General features: G+C 35.8%; 22 protein-coding genes and 1 pseudogene. 7 read left to right on the top strand and 16 right to left on the bottom strand.

Features of this window, described 5'->3' with window-relative positions; all coding sequences use genetic code 11:
• Positions 1 to 41 precede the first annotated feature (41 nt).
• Entirely contained in the window at positions 42 to 893 is an 852-nt protein-coding gene (locus tag ACTJIP_RS08485; protein ID WP_139348481.1) for a hypothetical protein, read from the top strand.
• Between the two features lie 277 nt (positions 894 to 1,170).
• On the opposite strand, the gene ACTJIP_RS08480 is transcribed toward ACTJIP_RS08485, so the two are convergent.
• From ACTJIP_RS08480 to holA, 3 genes are all read right to left on the bottom strand, one after another.
• Positions 1,171 to 1,548: a VOC family protein gene (locus tag ACTJIP_RS08480; RefSeq protein ID WP_219072476.1), complete on the bottom strand. Its 378-nt coding sequence runs from the start codon at positions 1,546 to 1,548 to the stop codon at positions 1,171 to 1,173.
• A gap of 356 nt (positions 1,549 to 1,904) precedes the next feature.
• Positions 1,905 to 2,846 carry a thioredoxin-disulfide reductase gene (trxB, locus tag ACTJIP_RS08475; RefSeq protein ID WP_077414822.1) on the bottom strand — a complete coding sequence of 314 codons (942 nt, stop codon included), beginning with the start codon at positions 2,844 to 2,846 and terminating at the stop codon, positions 1,905 to 1,907.
• Positions 2,847 to 3,111: 265 nt separating this feature from the next.
• A complete protein-coding gene (holA, locus tag ACTJIP_RS08470; RefSeq protein WP_077414824.1) occupies positions 3,112 to 4,149 on the bottom strand; it encodes a DNA polymerase III subunit delta in 1,038 nt (345 codons plus the stop codon).
• A gap of 7 nt (positions 4,150 to 4,156) precedes the next feature.
• On the opposite strand from holA, the gene ACTJIP_RS08465 reads away from it, so the two are divergent.
• From ACTJIP_RS08465 to ACTJIP_RS08450, 4 genes and pseudogenes are all read left to right on the top strand, one after another.
• A complete protein-coding gene (locus ACTJIP_RS08465; RefSeq protein ID WP_264518297.1) occupies positions 4,157 to 4,588 on the top strand; it encodes a type I restriction enzyme HsdR N-terminal domain-containing protein in 432 nt (143 codons plus the stop codon).
• A 139-nt stretch (positions 4,589 to 4,727) separates the two neighbouring features.
• Positions 4,728 to 5,348: an HAD family hydrolase gene (locus ACTJIP_RS08460; RefSeq protein WP_440704355.1), complete on the top strand. Its 621-nt coding sequence runs from the start codon at positions 4,728 to 4,730 to the stop codon at positions 5,346 to 5,348.
• Between the two features lie 193 nt (positions 5,349 to 5,541).
• Positions 5,542 to 5,793: pseudogene (locus ACTJIP_RS08455) on the top strand (thrombospondin type 3 repeat-containing protein); the annotation flags it as partial.
• 641 nt (positions 5,794 to 6,434) lie between these two features.
• On the top strand, positions 6,435 to 7,178 hold the full coding sequence (locus ACTJIP_RS08450; protein ID WP_180565587.1) for a dienelactone hydrolase family protein: 744 nt from the start codon (positions 6,435 to 6,437) through the stop codon (positions 7,176 to 7,178).
• A 62-nt stretch (positions 7,179 to 7,240) separates the two neighbouring features.
• On the opposite strand, the gene ACTJIP_RS08445 is transcribed toward ACTJIP_RS08450, so the two are convergent.
• From ACTJIP_RS08445 to ACTJIP_RS08400, 10 genes are all read right to left on the bottom strand, one after another.
• Positions 7,241 to 7,621, bottom strand: coding sequence for a PEGA domain-containing protein (locus tag ACTJIP_RS08445; protein WP_077414832.1), 381 nt, complete (start codon positions 7,619 to 7,621; stop codon positions 7,241 to 7,243).
• Positions 7,622 to 7,809: 188 nt separating this feature from the next.
• The gene (locus ACTJIP_RS08440) at positions 7,810 to 8,181 is read right to left on the bottom strand and encodes a cupin domain-containing protein (RefSeq protein ID WP_077414834.1); all 372 of its coding nucleotides are present in this window, start codon (positions 8,179 to 8,181) and stop codon (positions 7,810 to 7,812) included.
• A complete protein-coding gene (locus ACTJIP_RS08435) occupies positions 8,178 to 8,705 on the bottom strand; it encodes a GNAT family N-acetyltransferase (RefSeq protein WP_180565586.1) in 528 nt (175 codons plus the stop codon). The genes ACTJIP_RS08440 and ACTJIP_RS08435 overlap by 4 nt, the downstream gene beginning before the upstream one ends.
• A 3-nt stretch (positions 8,706 to 8,708) precedes the next feature.
• Positions 8,709 to 9,311: a DUF2911 domain-containing protein gene (locus ACTJIP_RS08430; RefSeq protein WP_077414838.1), complete on the bottom strand. Its 603-nt coding sequence runs from the start codon at positions 9,309 to 9,311 to the stop codon at positions 8,709 to 8,711.
• A 128-nt stretch (positions 9,312 to 9,439) separates the two neighbouring features.
• A complete protein-coding gene (locus ACTJIP_RS08425) occupies positions 9,440 to 10,045 on the bottom strand; it encodes a CDP-alcohol phosphatidyltransferase family protein (RefSeq protein ID WP_440704354.1) in 606 nt (201 codons plus the stop codon).
• A 61-nt stretch (positions 10,046 to 10,106) separates the two neighbouring features.
• Positions 10,107 to 11,153 carry a bifunctional transcriptional activator/DNA repair enzyme AdaA gene (locus ACTJIP_RS08420; RefSeq protein WP_440704353.1) on the bottom strand — a complete coding sequence of 349 codons (1,047 nt, stop codon included), beginning with the start codon at positions 11,151 to 11,153 and terminating at the stop codon, positions 10,107 to 10,109.
• Positions 11,150 to 11,917 (bottom strand): isocitrate lyase/PEP mutase family protein, encoded by a 768-nt coding sequence (locus ACTJIP_RS08415; protein WP_440704352.1) that lies wholly within the window; start codon positions 11,915 to 11,917, stop codon positions 11,150 to 11,152. Before ACTJIP_RS08415 ends, ACTJIP_RS08420 begins: the two co-directional genes overlap by 4 nt.
• 94 nt (positions 11,918 to 12,011) lie before the next feature.
• A complete protein-coding gene (locus ACTJIP_RS08410) occupies positions 12,012 to 12,524 on the bottom strand; it encodes a methylated-DNA--[protein]-cysteine S-methyltransferase (RefSeq protein WP_440704351.1) in 513 nt (170 codons plus the stop codon).
• Between the two features lie 39 nt (positions 12,525 to 12,563).
• A complete protein-coding gene (locus ACTJIP_RS08405; protein WP_219072472.1) occupies positions 12,564 to 13,109 on the bottom strand; it encodes a DinB family protein in 546 nt (181 codons plus the stop codon).
• Between the two features lie 53 nt (positions 13,110 to 13,162).
• Positions 13,163 to 13,681, bottom strand: a complete 519-nt coding sequence (locus ACTJIP_RS08400) for a Crp/Fnr family transcriptional regulator (RefSeq protein WP_180565582.1) — start codon at positions 13,679 to 13,681, stop codon at positions 13,163 to 13,165.
• A gap of 69 nt (positions 13,682 to 13,750) precedes the next feature.
• Between ACTJIP_RS08400 and ACTJIP_RS08395 the strand changes: the two genes are divergently transcribed.
• Positions 13,751 to 14,605 (top strand): hypothetical protein, encoded by an 855-nt coding sequence (locus tag ACTJIP_RS08395; RefSeq protein WP_440704350.1) that lies wholly within the window; start codon positions 13,751 to 13,753, stop codon positions 14,603 to 14,605.
• Positions 14,606 to 14,638: 33 nt separating this feature from the next.
• Positions 14,639 to 15,655, top strand: coding sequence for a hypothetical protein (locus ACTJIP_RS08390; protein ID WP_440704349.1), 1,017 nt, complete (start codon positions 14,639 to 14,641; stop codon positions 15,653 to 15,655).
• Positions 15,656 to 15,895: 240 nt separating this feature from the next.
• On the opposite strand, the gene ACTJIP_RS08385 is transcribed toward ACTJIP_RS08390, so the two are convergent.
• The 3 genes from ACTJIP_RS08385 to ACTJIP_RS08375 form a co-directional block, all read right to left on the bottom strand.
• Entirely contained in the window at positions 15,896 to 16,948 is a 1,053-nt protein-coding gene (locus ACTJIP_RS08385; protein WP_077414856.1) for an alpha/beta hydrolase, read from the bottom strand.
• Positions 16,932 to 18,197, bottom strand: coding sequence for a PepSY-associated TM helix domain-containing protein (locus ACTJIP_RS08380; protein ID WP_428167904.1), 1,266 nt, complete (start codon positions 18,195 to 18,197; stop codon positions 16,932 to 16,934). Before ACTJIP_RS08380 ends, ACTJIP_RS08385 begins: the two co-directional genes overlap by 17 nt.
• 215 nt (positions 18,198 to 18,412) lie before the next feature.
• Positions 18,413 to 20,563, bottom strand: coding sequence for a TonB-dependent siderophore receptor (locus tag ACTJIP_RS08375; RefSeq protein WP_440704348.1), 2,151 nt, complete (start codon positions 20,561 to 20,563; stop codon positions 18,413 to 18,415).
• Between the last annotated feature and the right edge of the window lie 319 nt (positions 20,564 to 20,882).

Raw genomic sequence — 20,882 nt, 5'->3', positions numbered from 1 at the left:
GATTCATCAGAATATTAAAAACTAATAACAATATCTTTCAAATGTTTACTCAATCTTTTATCAAAAACACGATTGTTACTGCCTCACTAGCTATTTCCTCTATGGCTTTTGCTCAGAAAATGCCTATATCTGTCCTTCCCTCCGGCCACCTGATTGTAGGAGCTGAAATAGATGGTAAAAAGGGAAATTTCATCTTTGATACCGGCGGAGGAATCAATCTTTTTCTGGGAAATTTTTCCAAACAACTTGGTCCAAAAGAGACTTATAATTATCTGACGGCTTTCCGGGCTACTGGTGAAAAAATGACTATTCCTCTTTTCAAATCGAAAGAGATTATTTTTAATGGTAAGAAATTTAAGGATACCTGGTACTCCACTCATGATATGGAGATCAAAGGAATTGATGGTTTGATTTCCCTTCCAATGCTCTATGACACAGAGTTTATCATCGATTATACTACGAATGAGCTTATATTTCCAAAAGAAAAGCTGGCCAGTAAGAAAGTAATGGATATACAGCTGTCTACCAATGCTGACCAGTCTATGGATATTACCACTTACGTGCTCCTGAACAATAAATATAAGATTAATGTTCTTCTGGATTCCGGTTCTGGCAAAGATTCTTTCTGGCTGAGTGAACACCTGGTGAATATACTGGACATCAAAAAAGAAACACTTCAGATGATGGAAAAGAAAAGTGAGTTTAATCCCGATCTGACGACCAAGTTTTATATCGGTGATATTGGCTCTATTTCTACTCCTTTTGCTACTGTTGAAAAACCTAAAGTCTCTTTTGTGGAAGGTCTTATTTATGAAGGTAAAACAAGTATCAACTGGCTGGGTAAAAAACTGGGATTCAACCTTAAGGAGAAAAAGATTTATATTTTGGATTAAGAATTAAGGCAATATTGTAAAACTGTCGTTCTGACGAAAGAGAATCTTAAAGTTTGAGATTTTTCCTTCGTCAGAATGACAATTTGGAGAGGCTTGAGTGTGAGGGAAACCACCCAGTCAAAAATTCTTTGAATTTTCGCCACCTTTCCAAGGGAGGGAAATGATTGTGTCTTAAGTTGTATTGTTTGTCATTTCACAGTAATCCCAGCTTTTTTAAAATACTTTAGATTCCACGCTTCACTTTGTTCCACTCTGAATGACAAACATCCTCCACCTTTTACTCTCCAGCAGGTTCGAATAATTCTATTTTATTTCCTTCCGGATCAAGAATGTGTACAAACTTTCCATATTCATATGTAGCGACCTCATCCAGGACAGTTACACCTTCTTTCTTTAGTTCCTTTACCAATGCTTCGATATTCTCTACATGGTAATTGATCATGAATTCTTTTGATGAAGGTTCAAAATATTGGGTAGACTCTTTAAAAGGGCTCCATAGTGTATATCCTTTCTTATCAGATTCTTCGTCTTTCCAGTCGAATTTGGCACCATATGGACTGGTTGGTAATCCGAGATGGGTTTTGTACCATTCATTTACTTGTTCCGGGTCTTTACACTTAAAGAAGATGCCTCCGATAGCAGTTACTCTTTTCATTTTTTATCCGTTTTTGTTCAGTTTATAGTTTCTTACATGCAATTTGTAATCGTTTTTGCAATTTCACAAATATATTAATGTTTTCATTAGATATTTCATGAATTTTCATTGAATATTTGATGAGAGCCATGTTCGAAATTGAAGCACTTAAACCACTAAGAAAAATTAAATGTTTAAGAATATTAGGGTGAAACAGTGTGCTCTTAAAGCGTCTTTGATGTTTCCTTAACTTTCCTTCACAGCTTCAATTTCCTTAATGGTTCAAAAAATTTGAAAACATCATATTATTTCAGGAAAAATTATAACAAAAAAGCGCACCCATCGGGCACGCTTTGTATTGTATAAACTGAATACTATTAGTGTAATTCAGCTAAATATTTTTCAGCATCCATGGCAGACATACATCCGCTTCCTGCAGCTGTAATAGCCTGTCTGTAGATATGATCCTGAACATCTCCAGCCGCAAATACTCCCGGAAGATTTGTTCTTGTAGAACCTTTTTCTGTTAAGATATATCCATTCTCATCAAGATCTATCTGACCTGCGAAAATATCAGTATTTGGCTTGTGACCGATCGCGATAAAGATTCCTTCAACCTCTACTGTAGATTTCTCCTGAGTCTGGTTATTGATGATCACTGCTCTTTCTACCAAACTGTTTTCTCCTTCAATCCCGATTAATTCATGGTGAAATTTCACTTCGATATTCGGAGTACTTTCCACTCTGTGAACCATTGCTTTTGAAGCTCTGAAAACGTCTTTTCTCACCAATAATGTTACTTTCTTACATAATTTGGCAAGGTAAGTAGCCTCTTCAGCTGCTGTATCTCCTGCTCCTACTACTACTACATCTTTTCCTCTGTAGAAGAATCCGTCACACGTAGCACAAGCAGAAACTCCACCTCCTGCATATTTTTTCTCATCATCAAGACCTAAATATTTTGCTGTAGCGCCAGTAGAGATAATTACTGTTTTGGCAAGGATCTCTTTGTTTCCTGCATATAATTTGTGAACACCGCCAACTTCCTTAGAGAATTCAGCTTTAGTGATCATTTCATAATGAACTTTGGTATCAAATCTTTCTGCCTGTTTTTGCAGATCCATCATCATTTCAGGACCTGTAATCCCAGCTGGATACCCTGGAAAGTTATCCACTTCTGTGGTTGTAGTTAATTGTCCGCCTGGCTCCAAACCTGTATACAATTCAGGTTTAAGGTCTGCTCTTGCTGCATAGATAGCAGCGGTGAAGCCAGAAGGCCCAGATCCAACGATCACACAATCTAAAATGTTTTGCTCCATAATTTACTTTGTTCGAAAAGATTTAATTTGAATTAAGACTGCTAATTTCGGAATTTTTAATTTCTCCTTAAAGTTATTTTAATGATACTTGTCAATATCTGATATGTTGAATTTCGATAGTAATTGTTATAGAGTAGATTAGAGTTCTGGGGTTGGGTTACAGGATTTGGTCTTTAATATAAAAATTAAAACTTTTGTTTTCATATCCGCATCAAGTATCACAAACTCATCTCGCTATCTCGAATCACGAAACTCGTATCCCGTCTCACACCTTCATCTTAATTTTATCTACATTGATAATCTTATATACCAGCTCTCTGATGAGTTCCGCCTCTCCCATATTCACTGCTCCAAGTCCTTTTCCTTTCATATCAAACTCCCGGAGAATAGAAATGACTCTTGTGGCGTGTTTCAAAGGATAAAGTCTCGCACTTTCTGCATAATCTTTAATAAAGTAAGGATTTACGCCCATTTGGGAAGCAATGGTCTGTGGAGACTGCCCAGCCATCGTTTGATAGATAATAACGTTTGAAAAGTAATTGTAAAGGCTTGCCAGCATCATTACAAAAGGATTGTTTTTCGGGTTCTTTCCCATAAAATGGGCAATTTTAAAAGCAGCATTCGCATTTTTGGTTCCCAACGCTTTTTGAAGTTCAAAAATGTTATATTCTTTACTGATTCCGATATGGTTTTCAACAATCGTTCCGTCAAGGATTTCTCCTTCTTTAAGAATGATCTTTAATTTGTTGAGCTCATTGACAATTCTTGACAGGTCATTACCCAGATATTCTGCCAGAAGATGGGAAATATTAGGTGCTGTATTGATTTTAAATTTCGCACATTCATCTGAAATCCACTTAGGAAGATTGCTTTCTTTTACAGATTCACTCAGAAAAAGAGCTTTGGCTTTATCCAGAGCTTTAGCAGCCTTTTTCCGGCTGTCCAGTTTCTTGTGTTTATGCGCAAAAACCAATACAGTAGAAGGAACAGGGTTTTCTACATAAGATTCTAAAATTCTGTTTTCCTCTTCATTGAATCGCAAATCCTGAGCTTCTTTCACGATAATCACCTGCTTGTCTCCCATCATTGGAAACTGTCTTGCCAGAGAAAGGACTTCCTGATAAGAAGTATCTTTTCCGTAGGTAACTGTTTGGTTGAAAGCTTTCTCATCTTCTTCCAAAAAGTTATGCTCAAGGGCTTTCACAGCGACATCAATAAAGTAAGCTTCTTCTCCGTGGAAAAAATAAATAGGTAAAACTTCTTTATTTTTAATATTTTTGAGGATTAAATCTAATTCTTTCATCTTATTAATGGAACTTCCAAAACTGAATTTTCAGGAAACTTTTGATTTTAAATTCAAGAAAGACAAAGATAAGTTTTTTATTTATGATTTAGTTCGTAAAACTTATCTTCTGCTCACTCCTGAGGAATGGGTAAGACAGCACTGGATACATTATTATCTTACTGTAAAGTCCTATTCAACATCAGCCCTGATCACCGAAAAAAAGATAGTCCTGAATGGATTGACCAAACGTATTGACCTTCTGGTGACCGAGAAAACAGAACCTATAATTCTGATCGAATGTAAAGCGCCGCAAATCAAATTAACGGAAAAGACATTTGAGCAGACCGCCAGATACAATTCCATTATCGGAGCCAGAGAAATTATTCTTACCAATGGTCTTCAGCATATCAATGCTTATTATAAGGATGGACAGTATCAGTTTTACAGACCGGAATAGTACAAAATCATTTCCGTTTACCAATATTGATTGGAACAGTAAAGAATTCCCATCCTTTGGAGGGGGTGGTGAAAATTCAAAGAATTTTTGACGGGGTGGTTCACAAAAACACTACTACTTCACAACAATATTAAACATTATGAAAATAAAAAACATCATATTCGATTTCGGAGGTGTACTTATGGACTGGAATCCGAGATATTTTTTCAAAGATTATTTTAACGATAATGAAAAAATGGAATTCTTCCTGGAACATATCGCACAGGATGAATGGAATGTAGAACAGGACAGAGGAAGAAGCCTTACCGAAGGAACAGAAATTCAGGTGAAAAAATTCCCGGAATGGGAAAAAGAAATCCGCGCTTTTTATGACAACTGGCCGGTAATGTTGAAAAGCGATATTCCACAAAATGTAGAAGTTCTCAGAAAACTTAAAAATACAGACTATAACCTGTTCGGGCTCACCAACTGGTCTGAAGAAACCTTTCCTTACGCATTGGAAAACTATGACTTCTTTCAGATTTTTGAGGGCAAAATTGTTGTTTCCGGAACAGAAAAACTAATCAAACCTGATCCTAAAATATGGCATGTTCTGTTAGACAGATACAATATCAAGGCTGAAGAATCAGTTTTCATTGATGATAATGCAAAGAATATTGAAATGGCACAGTCACTGGGATTCATTACTGTTCAGGTTACATCTGACACCAATCTGGAGCAGGAATTAATCAAGCTAGGCATTTTCAGTTCAGATCAATAAAAATTTTATAATATTTACCGTCCTCACTATTAAATTGTATTTAACTAATTTAGGTGAGGATTTTTTTATAACTATGAGAAAGATTTTATTACTGTTGATCTTCGTGGGAATTTACTCTCACGCACAAAGTATTGAAAACAAAGAAACATTAAGAAAATGCCGTAAAGAATTCAATAAAAAACATTGCCTTTCTGACGAAGATAAAGACAATATTCCATTGTATCTTGATAAATGCCCGATAGAAGCAGGCCCAATAGAAAATAACGGTTGTCCATGGCAGGATACTGATAAGGATGGCATAATAGATAAGGATGATAACTGCCCTACCGTTGAAGGCCCTATAGAAAACAACGGTTGCCCATGGGAGGATACAGATGGTGATGGTATTTTGGATAAAGATGATGCATGTCCTACAGTTCCGGGGCCGGCTCATGCTAATGGATGTCGTGTAATAGTTTGTTCTTTTGGGAACGATGACGTCAATATCCGAATGGAGAAGATCAAGATGAATGTTAAAAATATTGAAGGTATTTACAACATGATCAACAAGAGAGTTTTAGATGATCTTGTACAAACAATATCTAAAAAAGATCTTGCTGGCCGAAAAGCTTTTTTCCATATTCAATACATAGACAAAAAGTCTTACATTGATATTGATACGCCTGATGAGGGTATTTCTCCCGGATATAATTTTCTGATCATCAGATTTTGGAATAAAAACGTCCTTGAATATGCCCGTACAAAATATGGTATGGATATCTATTTGTCAACATCTATTATCCCTGAAAGTATTAATGCATATCGCAAAATAATCGGTAATAAAAATTTCGATTATCTTATAAAATACTATGATCCGGAATCCTACAAAATAAAGATAAAAGGCAAACAGGCAAGCACCACTGAATTCCCAATTAACATCTTATTAGATTTTATTACTCCTTATAAAATCAAAGCAAGCTATAATCAAAACAGTGTAATATATGAATATAAAAATAAGAAGTGGGAACTTCAGAGAAACAATACTCCGCAATAAGTTATTTTCATTAATTTAGTTGAGGATTTCAAAAAATTACAAAATAAAATAATATGATACGTTCCATCTTATTAACTACAATGATTATGGCTTCAGGAACCCTTTTCAGTCAGAAACTTAAAACAGTTTCCTATCAGGACGGAGCACAGAAACTGAATGGCTTAATTACCTCCAATGCAGGAAAGAAACTTCCGGGAGTTCTTATTCTCCCAGCCTGGAAAGGGATTGATGAAGAAGCTAAAACAGCCGCTCTTGAACTAGAAAAGCAAGGTTACATCGCTTTTATCGCTGATATTTATGGTGAAGGAAAAATTCCTGCAGATAATGAATCTGCTGCTAAAAGTTCAGGATACTACAAACAGAATTATAACGAATACCAGAAAAGAATTTCACTGGCTTTGGAACAGCTGAAGAAAAACGGAGCAATTTCTGACAAAACAGCTGTTATTGGCTATTGCTTTGGTGGTACCGGAGCATTAGAATCAGCCAGAGGACATCTGCCTGTTGCAGGAGTAGTTTCTATCCATGGAAGTCTGGGGAGAGATCAGAACAGAAAAAATGAAGTATTAACTGCTAAAATACTGGTTGAAAATCCAGCTGATGACAGAGGTGTAACTCCAGATGATTACAATAACCTCATCAAAGAGATGAATGAAGGAAATGCCGACTGGCAAATTATCACTTACGCCCACTCAAAACACACTTTCACAGATCCAAAATCACCGGATTATAATGAAACTATGGCGAAAAGAGCATGGAACCACACCCTGATGTTCCTGAAAGAGATTTTGAAGTAAACATAAAAAAGGCAAATCTGCTAACTGCAAATTTGCCTTTTTCCTTTTATATTTTTATCCAATTATGGTTTAGCTTCCAGCTCAACATCATATTTTTTTGGAGAATATTTGGTCAGGGAACCCGTGGCTGCATCAATACCAACTCCTATTGCACCACCCAGAATAATATTAAGTAAAGTTACTGCATTAAAGTTCTTAGTCAGCTTAACTTCTTTCTTCTCAAATCCTTCTTTTTCAAATGCTACCATCTGCTTACCCAAAGCTCTTGGAATTTTAGCAGTACAAGGTGTTGTACATTTTTCTATTCCTTTGTGAAACACTTTTGCCCCTTCAGGATTTGAAGAAAAAGCTATTGAATCCTGAGTTCCTGTAAAAATAGTTGCGCATGAAGTAGTAGAAAATGCGATTCCTAGCATAAGTACAATTGATAATTTGTTTTTCATAGATTTTAATTAGTTCATTTTTTTAAGTCCGCGAACTTACAAAATAATTTAAAAAATCCAATATCAATTTCGAAAAAACATTTAATAAAACATAGAATTCATAGGCGTTTCAAGAAAATAACTCTAATTTAATATTCAAATAAAAAAAGCAAATCCTCAGATTTGCCTTTTTTATTTGAATAATTTTCTTAATCTACTCCTTCCTCTTCTCTGTTGACCAACTCCATAGAAAATGCAGGCAGGCAGATGGCAAGGTATTCGCAAGGTTCTGAAAACGGGTTACTGTAACGGATTCTCGCTCCTTTTTCAATAAGAATACTCTGTCCTTTTTCCAGAGTAACAGTTTCTCCATCAATTTCAAATTGTTTTTTTCCTGAAATAATATAAGTAAATTCATCAAATTCAGGGGTCTGATGGGGTTCACTCCAGTCCGGAGGTGCTATCATATGTGCAATAGAAACATTAGAATTTCCGGTAGAATTTCCCCAATGTTCTTCTATCAGTTTCCCGTCCGTAGTTGGGACTACAAATGGTGAGTGTTGAATTTTATATTTTTTCATACCCAAGCTTCTTTTGTGATTTCATATACAAAATTGGTTCTTGTAGGTTCTGCAAAATACGCAACTTCTTCCTCAGCAATTTTTTGTCCTCCAAGTCTTTCCAAAGCTGTCTGTGAACGGAAATTTTCTTTTCCGATATGAAAATGAACCTTATCTACAAACTGGAAGATATAATCAAGCATCAGTTTTTTGACCTTAGGATTGATTCCTTTTCCCCATGATTTTGTTCCATAGAAAGTATACCCGATGAAAATATGATTATCTTCTTCATCAAAATCATAATAACGGCTGCTTCCCAATACATCTCCGGTTGCTTTCTCAATAATTTTGAAAGCACCTTTACTCTCCATAGCTCCTGTAAAAAAATTTTCAAAAACCTCTTTCTTATAACGGTCTTTGTTGGGGTGTTGTTCCCAGACTTTAGGATCGGAAGCTACTTCATATAAAGATTCAAAATCCCCTTGCTGTAAGGGGATCAGTTGAAATTCTTCATTCTCTAAAACAGGCTGAACAGAAAAATTCATTATTTAGCTCTTTTTAGTAGAATCTGATTCTATTTTTTTGATTTCTTTCAATTTGTCAGAAATCTTGATCACAGTATCTAATTTTGATGGCTTCAAAGGAACTTCTGCCTGAGCCATATCCCATTTGATTACTAAGTTTCCTGTGTTTTCATCTGTAGGATTCAGGGTGATTTCAAACCACTCCTGTTTGTCTGTCAGTTTATTCACTGGCACGGTAACATCTACTACATCCTGTTTAGGATCGTAAGTATAAGCTCCCCACTGTTGAAAATCTTTATTCAGGATCACTTTCCATTCTTTTTCTGTAGGAACAATGAATAATCCATAGGTTCCTGCAGGCACTGTTTTCCCACCGAAATTAACGGCTTGTCCGAAAGTAATTTTCGTAGACGAGTTCGCTCCTGCTCTCCAAACCTGGCCATAAGGAACCAATTCTCCAAAAATCTTACGTCCTTTCACTCCCGGTCTTCCGTAGTCGATAGAGATTTTGGACATTGAAAACTGCTGCTCCACCTTCTGACGCGGGCTTGCTGCCGGTACAGAATAATCCTGAGCAAAACTGAATGCTGAAACTGAAATGCAAACTGCTGCTAGTAACTTTTTCACGTGTAAATTTTTGCTTAAAATTACAAAAATCAAAACAAAATAGCCTTTCCCAACTCCACTAATTTTTGTTTTCCCGATATTTTTCTATTAACATATTACTCCAGCCAAATTCTTTTTTTAAATCTCCCTTAGCCATTGAAAATTTTACTTCTTTTAATTGCTTTTCCTTTTCTGAGCATGATCGCATGATAAACGGAAGGTACATCATTGGTCCATGTTTTCAGTAGTAAAAGAATAGCAATAATTTCTGCTCTCGTAAGGAGTCCAATCCAGAAGCAAAGATTAAATAAAATAACTGACTGACATTGTAAAATAACCTGGATCAGTGTTCCAAAAAGCAGTAAAGTCCAGATCTTGGCACCAATAGAGTGTGTAGCCACTTCTTTTCGGAATCTCAAAAAGCTCACCAGATAGATCAGAGCTTCAGCTCCTGCAAGAATTATTATTTTATAGGCATTTGTTTTGAAAAACTCAGGGCACTGTATATAAGCAGAAACTCCTACTGAGATGAAAAAAATCTGATCAACAGCAGAATCCAGACGTCTGAGCTTTTGAGTTGAAATGTTAAGATGTCTGGCTATAATTCCATCAAAAATATCGGTTAATAATCCTAAAGATAAAAGAATAACAGCAATTGTCTGATAAAATTCTACTTTAATAAGGCTTAAAGAAATGATTATAAATCCAATAATCAGTCTGGAAAAAATTAAAATAGTCGGAATTTTTGATGTCATAAAAATGATAAAATAGTATTCTAATGAATAAAATCTATGCCACAAATTCTTTTGAAGACTTTTAAAATAAAATCGCCTTCTCAAGCTCCAATAATTTTTGTTTCCTCCAGATTCCTCCGCCATATCCCGTTAACTGTCCGTTGCTTCCGATCACACGGTGACAGGGTATTATAATAGATATTTTGTTTAAGCCGTTCGCATTGGCTACTGCTCTCACTGATTTAGGATTTCCCAGTATATCAGCCTGTTCCTGATAACTTCTTGTTGCTCCGTAAGGAATTTCCTGAAGAATGTTCCAGACTTCTTTTTGAAAAGCTGTTCCTACCGGAGAAAGAGGAACCGTAAATTGTGTTCTTGTTCCTTCAAAATATTCTGAAAGTTCTTGTTCCAAGGTCTCAAAGTGAAGATTCTCTCCTTGTATAATATTCGCTTTACAATATGCTGAAATACTTTTCAGTTCTGTAGGGAGTGCTTTCCTATCAGAAAATTCCAGCAGACAGATTCCATTTTCATCAGCACAGGCGATCATAGTTCCCAGTATGGTTTCAATTCTCTTCAAATCAATGATCTTTTCCGTAGTATTATTTTTAGGAGATACTCCAAAAATATTTTTAAAACTCTCATTAAAACCGCTGAGACTTTCATATCCTGTATCAAATGCCACCTCTGTAACCGATTCACCCTGCTGGAGCTTTTTAAATGCTGTATTGAGCCTTGACATTCTTTGAAAAGCGTGAAACGTTATGCCATGGTGTTTCAGAAACCATCTGCGAACTGTAGCCGGCTCCAATCCTCTTTTTACAAGGTCATAATCTTTAAGTTTTAATGTGGGATCTTCAGCAATTTCTTTCAGCAACTCTTTAATATAGAATGGGGTTGCATTTAGATTCTCCAAAGGTCTGCATACTTTACAGGGACGATATCCTTTCAACATTGCATCTTTGGTATTGGAAAAAAATTCCACATTCTCAAATTTGGGTTTTCGTGCTGTACAGGTTGGTCTGCAGAATATTCCTGTGGTCTTTACTCCCATCCAGAATATCCCCTCAAATGAAGAATCTTTGGTATAAGAAGCCTCATACATTATTTTTCCTGTGAGTTCCATCATTCAATGAGTAATTTTGAAAAACTTCTTTCTTGTCTTATCACCTGACTTACCTTTTCAAGTTCTTTGTAAATATGTCTGTACATAAAAGCACCTGAAGTAATTCTTTTTACACCTAATTCTTTAAGCGTATCAAAATCAGGTAAATCTGATACTCCCATAACATTCACAGGAAGAGACGTGGCTTCAGTAATGGTTTTGATATCATTTTCAGAAGTCACGCAGGGAATGAAAACTCCGTCAGCTTTAAGTTCTTCAAATAGTTTAATTCTCTCTAAGGTCTCTTCCAGCTTATTTTCAATATTCAATAAAAAAGCATCTGTTCTGATATTGATGAACACTTTCTCTCTGCTTTTTCCCAGTTTTATGAAAATATCTTTCAGCTTTTCATAGAAAAATTTCCTGTCTGTAAGCTTTCTTATTCCACCAGCTACATAAGTATCTTCGATATTGATTCCCGACACTCCTGCTTCAATAAGCTGCAAAATATTAGACACCACCGTATCATTTTCACTGCCATATCCAGATTCCAGATCTACGGATAAAGGAATTGATACAGATTCTTTAATCCTTGTAATTATATAAAAATATTCTTCGAAGGTCATCTGCTCTCCGTCTTCATACCCTAAACTAAGTGCCACTGCCGAACTCGATGTTGCCAATGCTTTGTACCCAAGTTTTTCGTATACCTTTGCACTTTCTACATTCCATACATTACCCAATAGCAATGGTTCTTCACTTTGATGTAATTGTTTAAAACTGATCATTCTTTTTTTATTCAAAAGTAGAAAGATTATCGAGCGCTATACAACCGAAAAATGAACATCTATTTTTTAATAGTCTTTAAAGTAAAGTTCAGATTTAAAATAAAATAACCTTTTCCAGTTCCAGTAATTTTTCTTTTCTCCAGATTCCTCCGGCATACCCCACCAATTCTCCGTTGGAACCTATCACTCGATGGCAGGGGATTAAAATGGCAATTTTGTTAATCCCATTGGCTGTTCCTACGGCACGTATTGCCTTGGGATTTCCTAGTCTTTCTGACTGCTGCTTATACGTTCTGATTTCTCCCATCGGAATTTCACGGAGAAGCTGCCAGACTTTTTCCTGAAACTCTGTTCCTGTGGTAAATAATGGAACTTCAAAATGGGTCCTTATTCCATCAAAATATTCTTTCAGTTCTTCTTCCAGCTGCCTGAAATGAGGATGTTCTTTCTCTACAATCTCAGCTTTCAAAACCTTTGACAAAGCCTTCAGCTGTTTTTCAATATTTTTCCGATCTGTAAATTCAAGCAGGCAGATTCCCTGGTCTATGGCACAAGCGATCATTTCTCCCAGTGGAGTTGATATGTTTTTTTGGTGTATAATTTCCATTAGTTTAAAATTAAGCTTTTTGGAAATCATAACTTCTTTTTAATGAGGTAAAATTCTTTTTATCTGTTCAATATGCCTTAAATTATGGTAAATAACAAACCGGAAGGTATCCCCCAGCTTCAGCTTGATCAGCTTTGAAATGCTTATATTAGTCTTTACCTTTTCCAGATCCGTCTGCCGGGCATCTTCCAATAATTCAAGTAATTTTTCCTGCTGTTTTATGAAGGTATCTATTACCCCTTTATTTATCTGGCTGTGGATAGGATTCATTGTTTTAAATGTTTTCATCTTATTCATTTTCTCTTTAGGAATCATACTTTTAGCAAAATAGTTCCCTAGAATTCCAGGCCTAAAATAAGGTTGGGGAGACTTCCCCGCAGAAGAAATATTGCGGCTGATTTCAGGAATATAAAAATCTCCATAGCGATTGAGATGTTCCAGACATTCCAATGTACTCCAGTTGTCTGTTGAAGGTCTGAAGTTCAGCTCCTCCTCTGTTTTTTGTGTGAGTATCTGTGCGTATTGTAAATGCTGGCGGGTTATTTCTTTTAATTCATCTAATAGTGCTGAAGCTAAAATTTTCATTACGTTTTTTATGCAAATATCATGAACAGATCATTCTTAAATCTTGACTGAACTCAAGATTTTTTAAGCCTTGATAAAGTTTCAGGTGACATCCTCAGATAATTAGCAATGTATTTATTGGGAACTTCCTGAAACAGCTTCGGGCTTCGTTTCAACACTCTCTCAAAGCGTTCTCCCGGAGCATTGATGAGTAAATCTTTTTCCCTTTCGAGCTGCTGCAATATCAGATCTTCCAGAATATCCATCCAAAATTTCAGGTGTTCTTCATTGGATTGTATAAAATTATAAAAATCCTTTTTTGAGGCTGTTCTTACTGTTGTTCTTTTAATTGCCTGAATGTAAAGGTCAGACGGTTTTCCTGATAAGAAGGAATCCAGGCTGACAATAATATTTCCGGTGTATCCGAAACGAATGATTCTTTCTTCATTTTCATCCATCATAAAAATCCGGACACTTCCGTTTTCAATAAAATAAATAGAGGTATCTGTACTGCCTGAAATCTTCAGGAACTCATTTCTTTTGAATTCTTTCTTTTCCCAATGGATTCCGCTTTGAAGTAACTTTTCAACCATTTCATTTTATTATTTGATTTTCCAAAGATAATAGGTAATTTTAAAGTTTTAAAACACCAATCACTGATAATGCTCAAAAGAACAGTCTTTTTCATGCTGCTTTCTGTTGGATTTTCCGGTATGAAAGCCCAGCAAACCATTCCTTTCCGGATCACAAAACACAATAATATCATTGTGAAGACTCTTGTCAACAAAAAAGATTCTCTGGATCTGATGTTCCAGATCGCAATGAAAGATTATTCAATTTCCCCCGAACGAAAGCGAAAAGCAGATCATATTGTTTTCAACAAAGAAGAAATCAGTGACCATAATACCGTGGATATTGGGAAAATCAACCAGAAAAATGTACGCTTTTTTGATAATCAGTTAACAGGCCATGAAGCAGATGGAAAAATCGGAACCGGAATTTTTGATGGTAAAGCATTTAAAATCGATTATGATAACAACCAATTTGTGATGTATGATAAAATGCCAGACCTGAAAGGCTACCAGCCCGTCAATATCATCTTAGATCATGATGGATTTTATCTTGCAGCAGATAATATTATTGATGGAGATCAACAGCAGGAAGCTTATTTTGTACTGCAGTCAGGATTTTCCGGAGCTATTCTGTACAGTAACGAATTTGCAGAGGAAAAACATCTGGATAAAAAACTGAAAGTAACCGGTGAAAAAACACTGAAAAATTCTGAAGGAAAAACTTTAACTACCAAGCAGGCCATTCTTCCTTATTTTAAATTGGGAAAGAGTGTTTTTAAAGATATTTCAGTAGGATTCTTCTCCGGAGAACTTAAAACACAAAATGTCAGTTATCTCGGGGCCGATATGCTTCGCAGATTCATTTGGATTTTTGATGCTGAGAGAAAAATGGCTTATATAAAACCAAGCAAATACTTTTCAGAGCCTTATTACAAAATGAATTAAAATATAATAAACACTTTAATGCCAAAAAAGATAATGAAGATAAAAACTGCCGCAGCCCCTTTATTTTTTCTACTGATGGTTACCAGCTGTCAGAAAGAAGAGAAGAAAACTGCCGTTACCACAACAAAAACAACTAATGATTCTGTAAAAACAACAAAAACAGAGGAGAAAATAGATTACACTAATTTTAATATTTTCAGTCTGTCTTCCATTTCATCAGCAGAGAAGGATTCTGACGTTGATTTTTTTATTTCTGTTTCTGATATTTTTAATGAGACTCCTCCTATTCCGGCAGATATTCTTAAAAATCAAAAGCAGATGTCTTTTGAAGAACTCCAGCATTTTGAACTGGATGCTCCAGGCAGAAAGAAACTGCTTAGTGGAATTCATCTCACTGAAAATGATTCCCTGTATATTTACAATTATCAGTCTAATAAGCTTCAAAAAAGACCTGTCAGCCAATTAAAAGCAGTTGCTTATTTAAGTCCTTATATGTCAGACAGTGAAGAATTAGATCCAGAGTCTTATATGATTGGTTTTCAGGTTGAAACTCACCAAAAAATAACAGACTATGATAAATACGATAATGCCATCGCTTATTTTGGGAATAAAAATCCATTCGTAGAAAATAAAATGAAAGCTGTGAAATGGCAAAAAGCCAGTACTGATATTTCAAAAAAATATTTTAGTCATTCAAAATTGACTCAGGGAAAGACCTATCAGTCACAGTATGAAAATATAACTTATTATCTGCAGGACTATCTTGAAGAAGGAAATATTACAGAACGTAAGCTTGTAGCCATCAATGATCGTAAAGAAAAGGTGGCGGAAAAAACATTTAGTCTTGCAGGAAGTGATGGTGGAGAATTTCTTCCTTTGTATGGAATAGATGCCGATGAAGCCAATGTTTTCCAATGGACAGGCCATCTTTTTAAAGGAAAATCTCCTGTTATTTTTGGATTCATTGCCCAGTCTTTTGGCTGTCCCTCTATTAGTTTTTTAGATAAAAAAGAGAAGGATTTTCCAATTAATTGTGATAACAGGCATTAAGAAAAGCTTTTGGAAAAAATCTGCATGGATTCCTACGGAATCACAAACTGTGTGGATAGGTTTTTAGAATACATTTGCTCAATCAGCAAAATCTATAAGAAAAATTAAATAGGAACGGGCTTTAGCCCGTTTTTTATTTGTCAACAATCCATTGGCTTTAGCCAAAACTTATTTTATACATTATCTAATATCAAAAATCCAACCTGTTAATTAACAGACTGGATTTCTTATTTCAGTTCACTATTTCTTTGAATAATATCTGTCTTTCAGATTCGTAAAATAAGTTTCAGATTCTTTGAATCCATTGTTCTTCATGAATTTGATGACTACATTCAGATACGCTTCCGAAGGGGTAAACTCTGTTCCTATTTTTTCGGAAAGCTTTTTATAATCTTCCTCCAGCAGTTTGGGATTTTTGGACAACTGTTTTATATCGGTTCTGAAGCCTTTAAATATAAATTTTAATGCTTCATAATTTCCGGGATAGGAAACAGTTCCATGAGTTTCCCCTTCAAAGAAACTATGTTTATAGTTCAAAGATCTGTTTTTTTCTATGATTCCTTTAAATTCTTCAATGGCCTGGGTCATATCGGAATTCCAGTTTTTCTGCTGTTCTTCATTGTCTGCCTGAGAAACATACAAAGATTTCTTTACCGGAAATTTTTTATTCTTTTCTAAATAGTCTTTTGTTCTTGAAATGGTCACTTTATTATCCCACCATAAACTGGGATCATTCGCCACATAAGCATTGAAATAATCAGGATGTAAAAGGAATGTATTGATGGCAAATAATCCTCCGAAAGAATGCCCAACCAATACAGAATAATCCTGAGTCCGGTAATTTTTATTAATGAATGGTTTCAGCTCTTCCTGCATAAATTTCACAAAATTTTCACCTCCGCCACTGTCTGCAAAAAGGATAACATCTGGATTTACAGGGCTTTTTTTCTGAGCTTTCGTTGGCGTAAGATCTCTTGTTCTTTCTGTATTTTTTATTCCTACCACAATACATTCCGGAATATCTGCATAAGGAGTTCTGGCAATGAAATCCGTTAATCCGGTGTAATATTCAAAATTGATTTCTCCGTCTAGGAGATAGATGACCGGATATTTTGCAGCATTGATGGTATTGTCACTATAGGTTTTAGGCAAATGCACCCAAATTTCTCTGTTTTCGTTTAAAAATTGTGAAAATACATTTTGCTTCTCTCCTATTGTCAGTTTTTCCTGCCCATTCCCTAATGTGAAGAGTAAAAATAATGGGAGGTATAGAATTTTAAACCAATTGCTCATGCTGTAAATCTTTTCTGTGTTGATGAATATTTTTAATTTCTTTATTCTTTTTGGGTGATTTGTTTCTTCTGCCCCACCAGATCAGGAATCCGGTAACCGGAAGACTTGTACAGATAATTCCGATAATAAAGGTGAATATTTTACCGAACATACCACCCCAATATCCCACGTGAAGGTCAAAATTCATATGCTCAATCACTTCATGCATCTGAACTTCTTTGGGATAATCTATCTCATTCCCGGTATATTTATTTGTTTCCATACTTTTCCCATTGACAAGGCTTTTTAAACCAATAAACTGAGCTGCAACCACGTGATAGACTGTTGCTGAATCATTTCTTGGAATACTCATCCTGAGCTGTTTAGCCTCAGGAAATTCCTTGAATTTTTTGTCTGCAAAATCAGTATAGGACAACGCTTTTTTCTCAGGATCAAATTTGGGTTCATATTTTTCTGCAATGGTATGGGCATCCACAGCGCCTCCAAAAGCCTGCTGGGTAAGATTTGTCAAAACCTCATAGGCCATAATCAGTCCTGTAATGGTAATAAATACTGCCGGAAGCAATGAATAAAAGCCAAAGACATTATGAAAATCATAGTTTTTCCTGCGCCATTTTGTTCCTGATTTAATTTTAAAAGCTGTTGTTCTTGTTGTTTTGTTCCATTTTTTTGGCCACCATAGAATCAGCCCTCCGATGAGCTGGATAAAAAAAATAATTGAGGCAATTCCGACTACGGTTTTCCCGAACTTTCCTGCAAGCAACTGAGCGTGAATATGTGCAACAACATAAAAAAATTCATAGCTTTTTGTAGAACCGATGACTTTCCCAGTATAAGGATTAAGGTAATGATAGGCAAATACTCCTCTTGGACCACGTCCTTTCTGCTTTGCTTTGTCTGCATTTTTGTCTTTGGGCGGCTTAGTTGCTGATGCTACCCTGAAACTTCGGTCTGCCTCTTTATAAGTATCAAAATAGAATGCTTTTCTATCCGGAACCTGTTGATGAAACTGAACCAGCAATTCTTCGGGAGTCATTTTTTTTGCATTCACCGGAGTCTGGACATATTTGGCGCTTCCGCCGCACAGATCAATGATTTCGTCACAAAAGACAAATACTGTCCCCGAAAGAGTAACCGTCAGCACAATGATCCCGGAAACCAGTCCGAGCCAGAGATGCAGCCATCCGGTGATACTTTTCGTAAGGGATTTCCCTTGCTTTTTTTTAGGATTAGTTTTTTTATTCTCCATATCTGTTTTTGTCATTCAAAAATATAATGGTTGAAAATGCAAAGGCGCAACAGGATTTATAATGGCGTTTGTAAAGTGAAAAGAGTTATTCCTGCTGCCATTTACTTTAGCATATTCGAGGGCACAGAAATATTGGGTTATTATAAATCAAAGCGTTGCACCTTTACGGTTTTCATCCTTCTATTTTCGTTGAGATTATTTTTTGTTTTTAGGTATTAAAATTTAAATGCAAAATTGGCAAGGATTTCTCTTGGCTTCTGTGGCTGTCCGTAGAAGTTCCAATAGGCTTCATTGAGGGCATTATTCATTTTCAGACCGATTCTGTATTTTTTCTTGTCATAGAAAATTGTAGCACCTACGGTAGTATAAGAAGGAGCAAGGAAATGATTGGTAATATTAATATAAGTTTGGTCTACAAAATTAAATCCGGCTCCGAAACCAAGCCCCTCATACGCTCCATCTATAATTTTGTAGCTTGTCCACAGATTGGCTACATGTTTTGGTGTCCAGGCAATTCTTTTTCCGCTGTCTTTACTTCGGTCATCATATTTATTATCGTTATATCCATATCCGGCAACAATATTCCATCCTTTGAGAGGATTGGCGATGATGCCTATTTCCAGACCCTGACTTTTGATATTGCCATCCTGAATACTTCCTATTCCGCCCGGATCTGCAACCAGTCTGTTTTTAACATTAATATTATAATAACTTACGGTCGTCAGTAATTTTCTATGGAAAAGATCTACTTTAAAACCTGTTTCAACCTGATTTCCCTGTTCCGGATCCCATTTTGTCAAAACACCGGTTTCATTCAATGACGGAGCATAGTTTTTGAATCCATTCACATAATTGGCGAAAAATGAGATCTGATCTTTTACAATTTCATAAACCAACCCGAATTTTGGTGAAAACTGGGTCTGGCTGTACCCTGTAACTTTATTTTCAGGATATCCGTTTTTAGTCGAGATCTCTACACCATTTATTACTGTATCGTCATTTTTGTAACTGTCTACTCTTAAACTAGCCATTACAAGTAAATTATCTGTGATATTCAAAACATTGGAGATATATCCGCTAATCGTTCTGAATGTGGTAATATCCGATTCTGTAGATTTTCTCTCTTTATTCATGAATTTGTTTCTTGAAATGGGATCCCATGCTGAAGAACTGTCGAGATTCACTTTGTCATAAGGCATGAAAACGTTGCTGTATCCGTTGGCTTCATAATAAGGGAACTGATATTTTGTTCTTTGCTGGAAATAATCTATTCCTACTACCAGCCGGTTTCTTAAGCCACCTATTTTAAAATCTCCTGTAAAATTCTGCTGTATATTGTCTGTAGTCACTTTGAAGCTGTCGAAAGGGCGGATCATTCTTTCTACCTGATTATTATTCAGATATCTAAGCACTAAAAAGATAGACTCATTTTCATTGGCTTCACCTCTTTGGTAAGATGTTCGCGAGGTCCATTGATCGTTGAATTTATGGGTAACCTCGGCCATCGTCACAAAATTGGTTCTTTTAGAACCAATATCATTGCTTGTAAACGCTCTTTTATAGGCTACTTCTAAGTCTTTCATTGAATGTAAGGTCAGTTTCTCTGAGTTTCTTACATAGGCATTCAATGTTTTATCCGGAGCATGAAATTCGGTATCAAGCGTTACTGATGTTTTGTCGCTTACTTTATATAAAACACTTCCGGAAAAGAACAATCCTTTGTTGTAACCCGCATCCTGAAATGAATCCTGAGAATAGGCTGCCACATTGAATCTTGCCAATGCTGTTTTTTCTTTGTTCAAAGGGGTATTCACATCAGCCGTGATCCTGTTCATTCCCCAGCTTCCGGTGGTATAATTGATAATTCCCCCGAAGTTTTCCTGTGGTTTTTTAGTGACTATATTCACCACTCCGCCATAGTTGGCTAAGGTTCCTCCGAATAAAGTTCCGGACGGTCCTTTAATTACTTCTACTCTTTCGATATTAGCGATTTCGGACTGTACTCTTGGGTTTTGGGTAAGTCCGTTTCTGAAACTGGCATTGGAGCTGAAGCCTCTCATAAAAATATCGTTCCCGCTGTCATTTACACTGTTGCTTACCACAACACCTGGAGCAGAAGCCATCGCAGTGTTGAAGTCCATTGCCCCCATTTCACTGATGATTTCTTTGGGAACAAGGTTGTAAACGGTAGGGTTTTCAAGGTTTTCCAGAGGAAGTCTTGCTATAGATTCAGATTTTTTCGTTCTGTAATTATGGGTTCCCTGGAGTGATACGGACTGGATTTCAGCCACTTTAATGGTATCCGTTTCCTGGGCACTCAGCATTGTTACGGCTAATAGAGCTGCAGAAATAATTGTTTTTTTCATGTTTATAATTAAGTTAGTTCTGCAAAATTATTTTATTTTTATTAATTCTAAATAAAAATATGACGCATATCATAAAATTAACTGCTTTGAAATAGCCCATCAACAAAGGATTTATTGAAATAAGAACTTATATCTGCTATTGATTATCTGCTGTGAAATGGCATTTTAGGTAATAGGATTTAGATTTTTCTTATCTTCTAATCTTATATATTTATGGCATTATTGATTAGAATTTTCCAAAAGGATTTGCCGTGGAAAAATGAGTTTAAGCTCTTTTAAACTTATTTTCCCAACATATAATTTTTATAGAAATGATTCA

The sequence above is a fragment of the Chryseobacterium sp. 22543 genome, assembly GCF_052044565.1.
Classification (GTDB): Bacteria; Bacteroidota; Bacteroidia; order Flavobacteriales; family Weeksellaceae; genus Chryseobacterium.
This window is presented reverse-complemented; position numbering and strand designations above follow the sequence as displayed.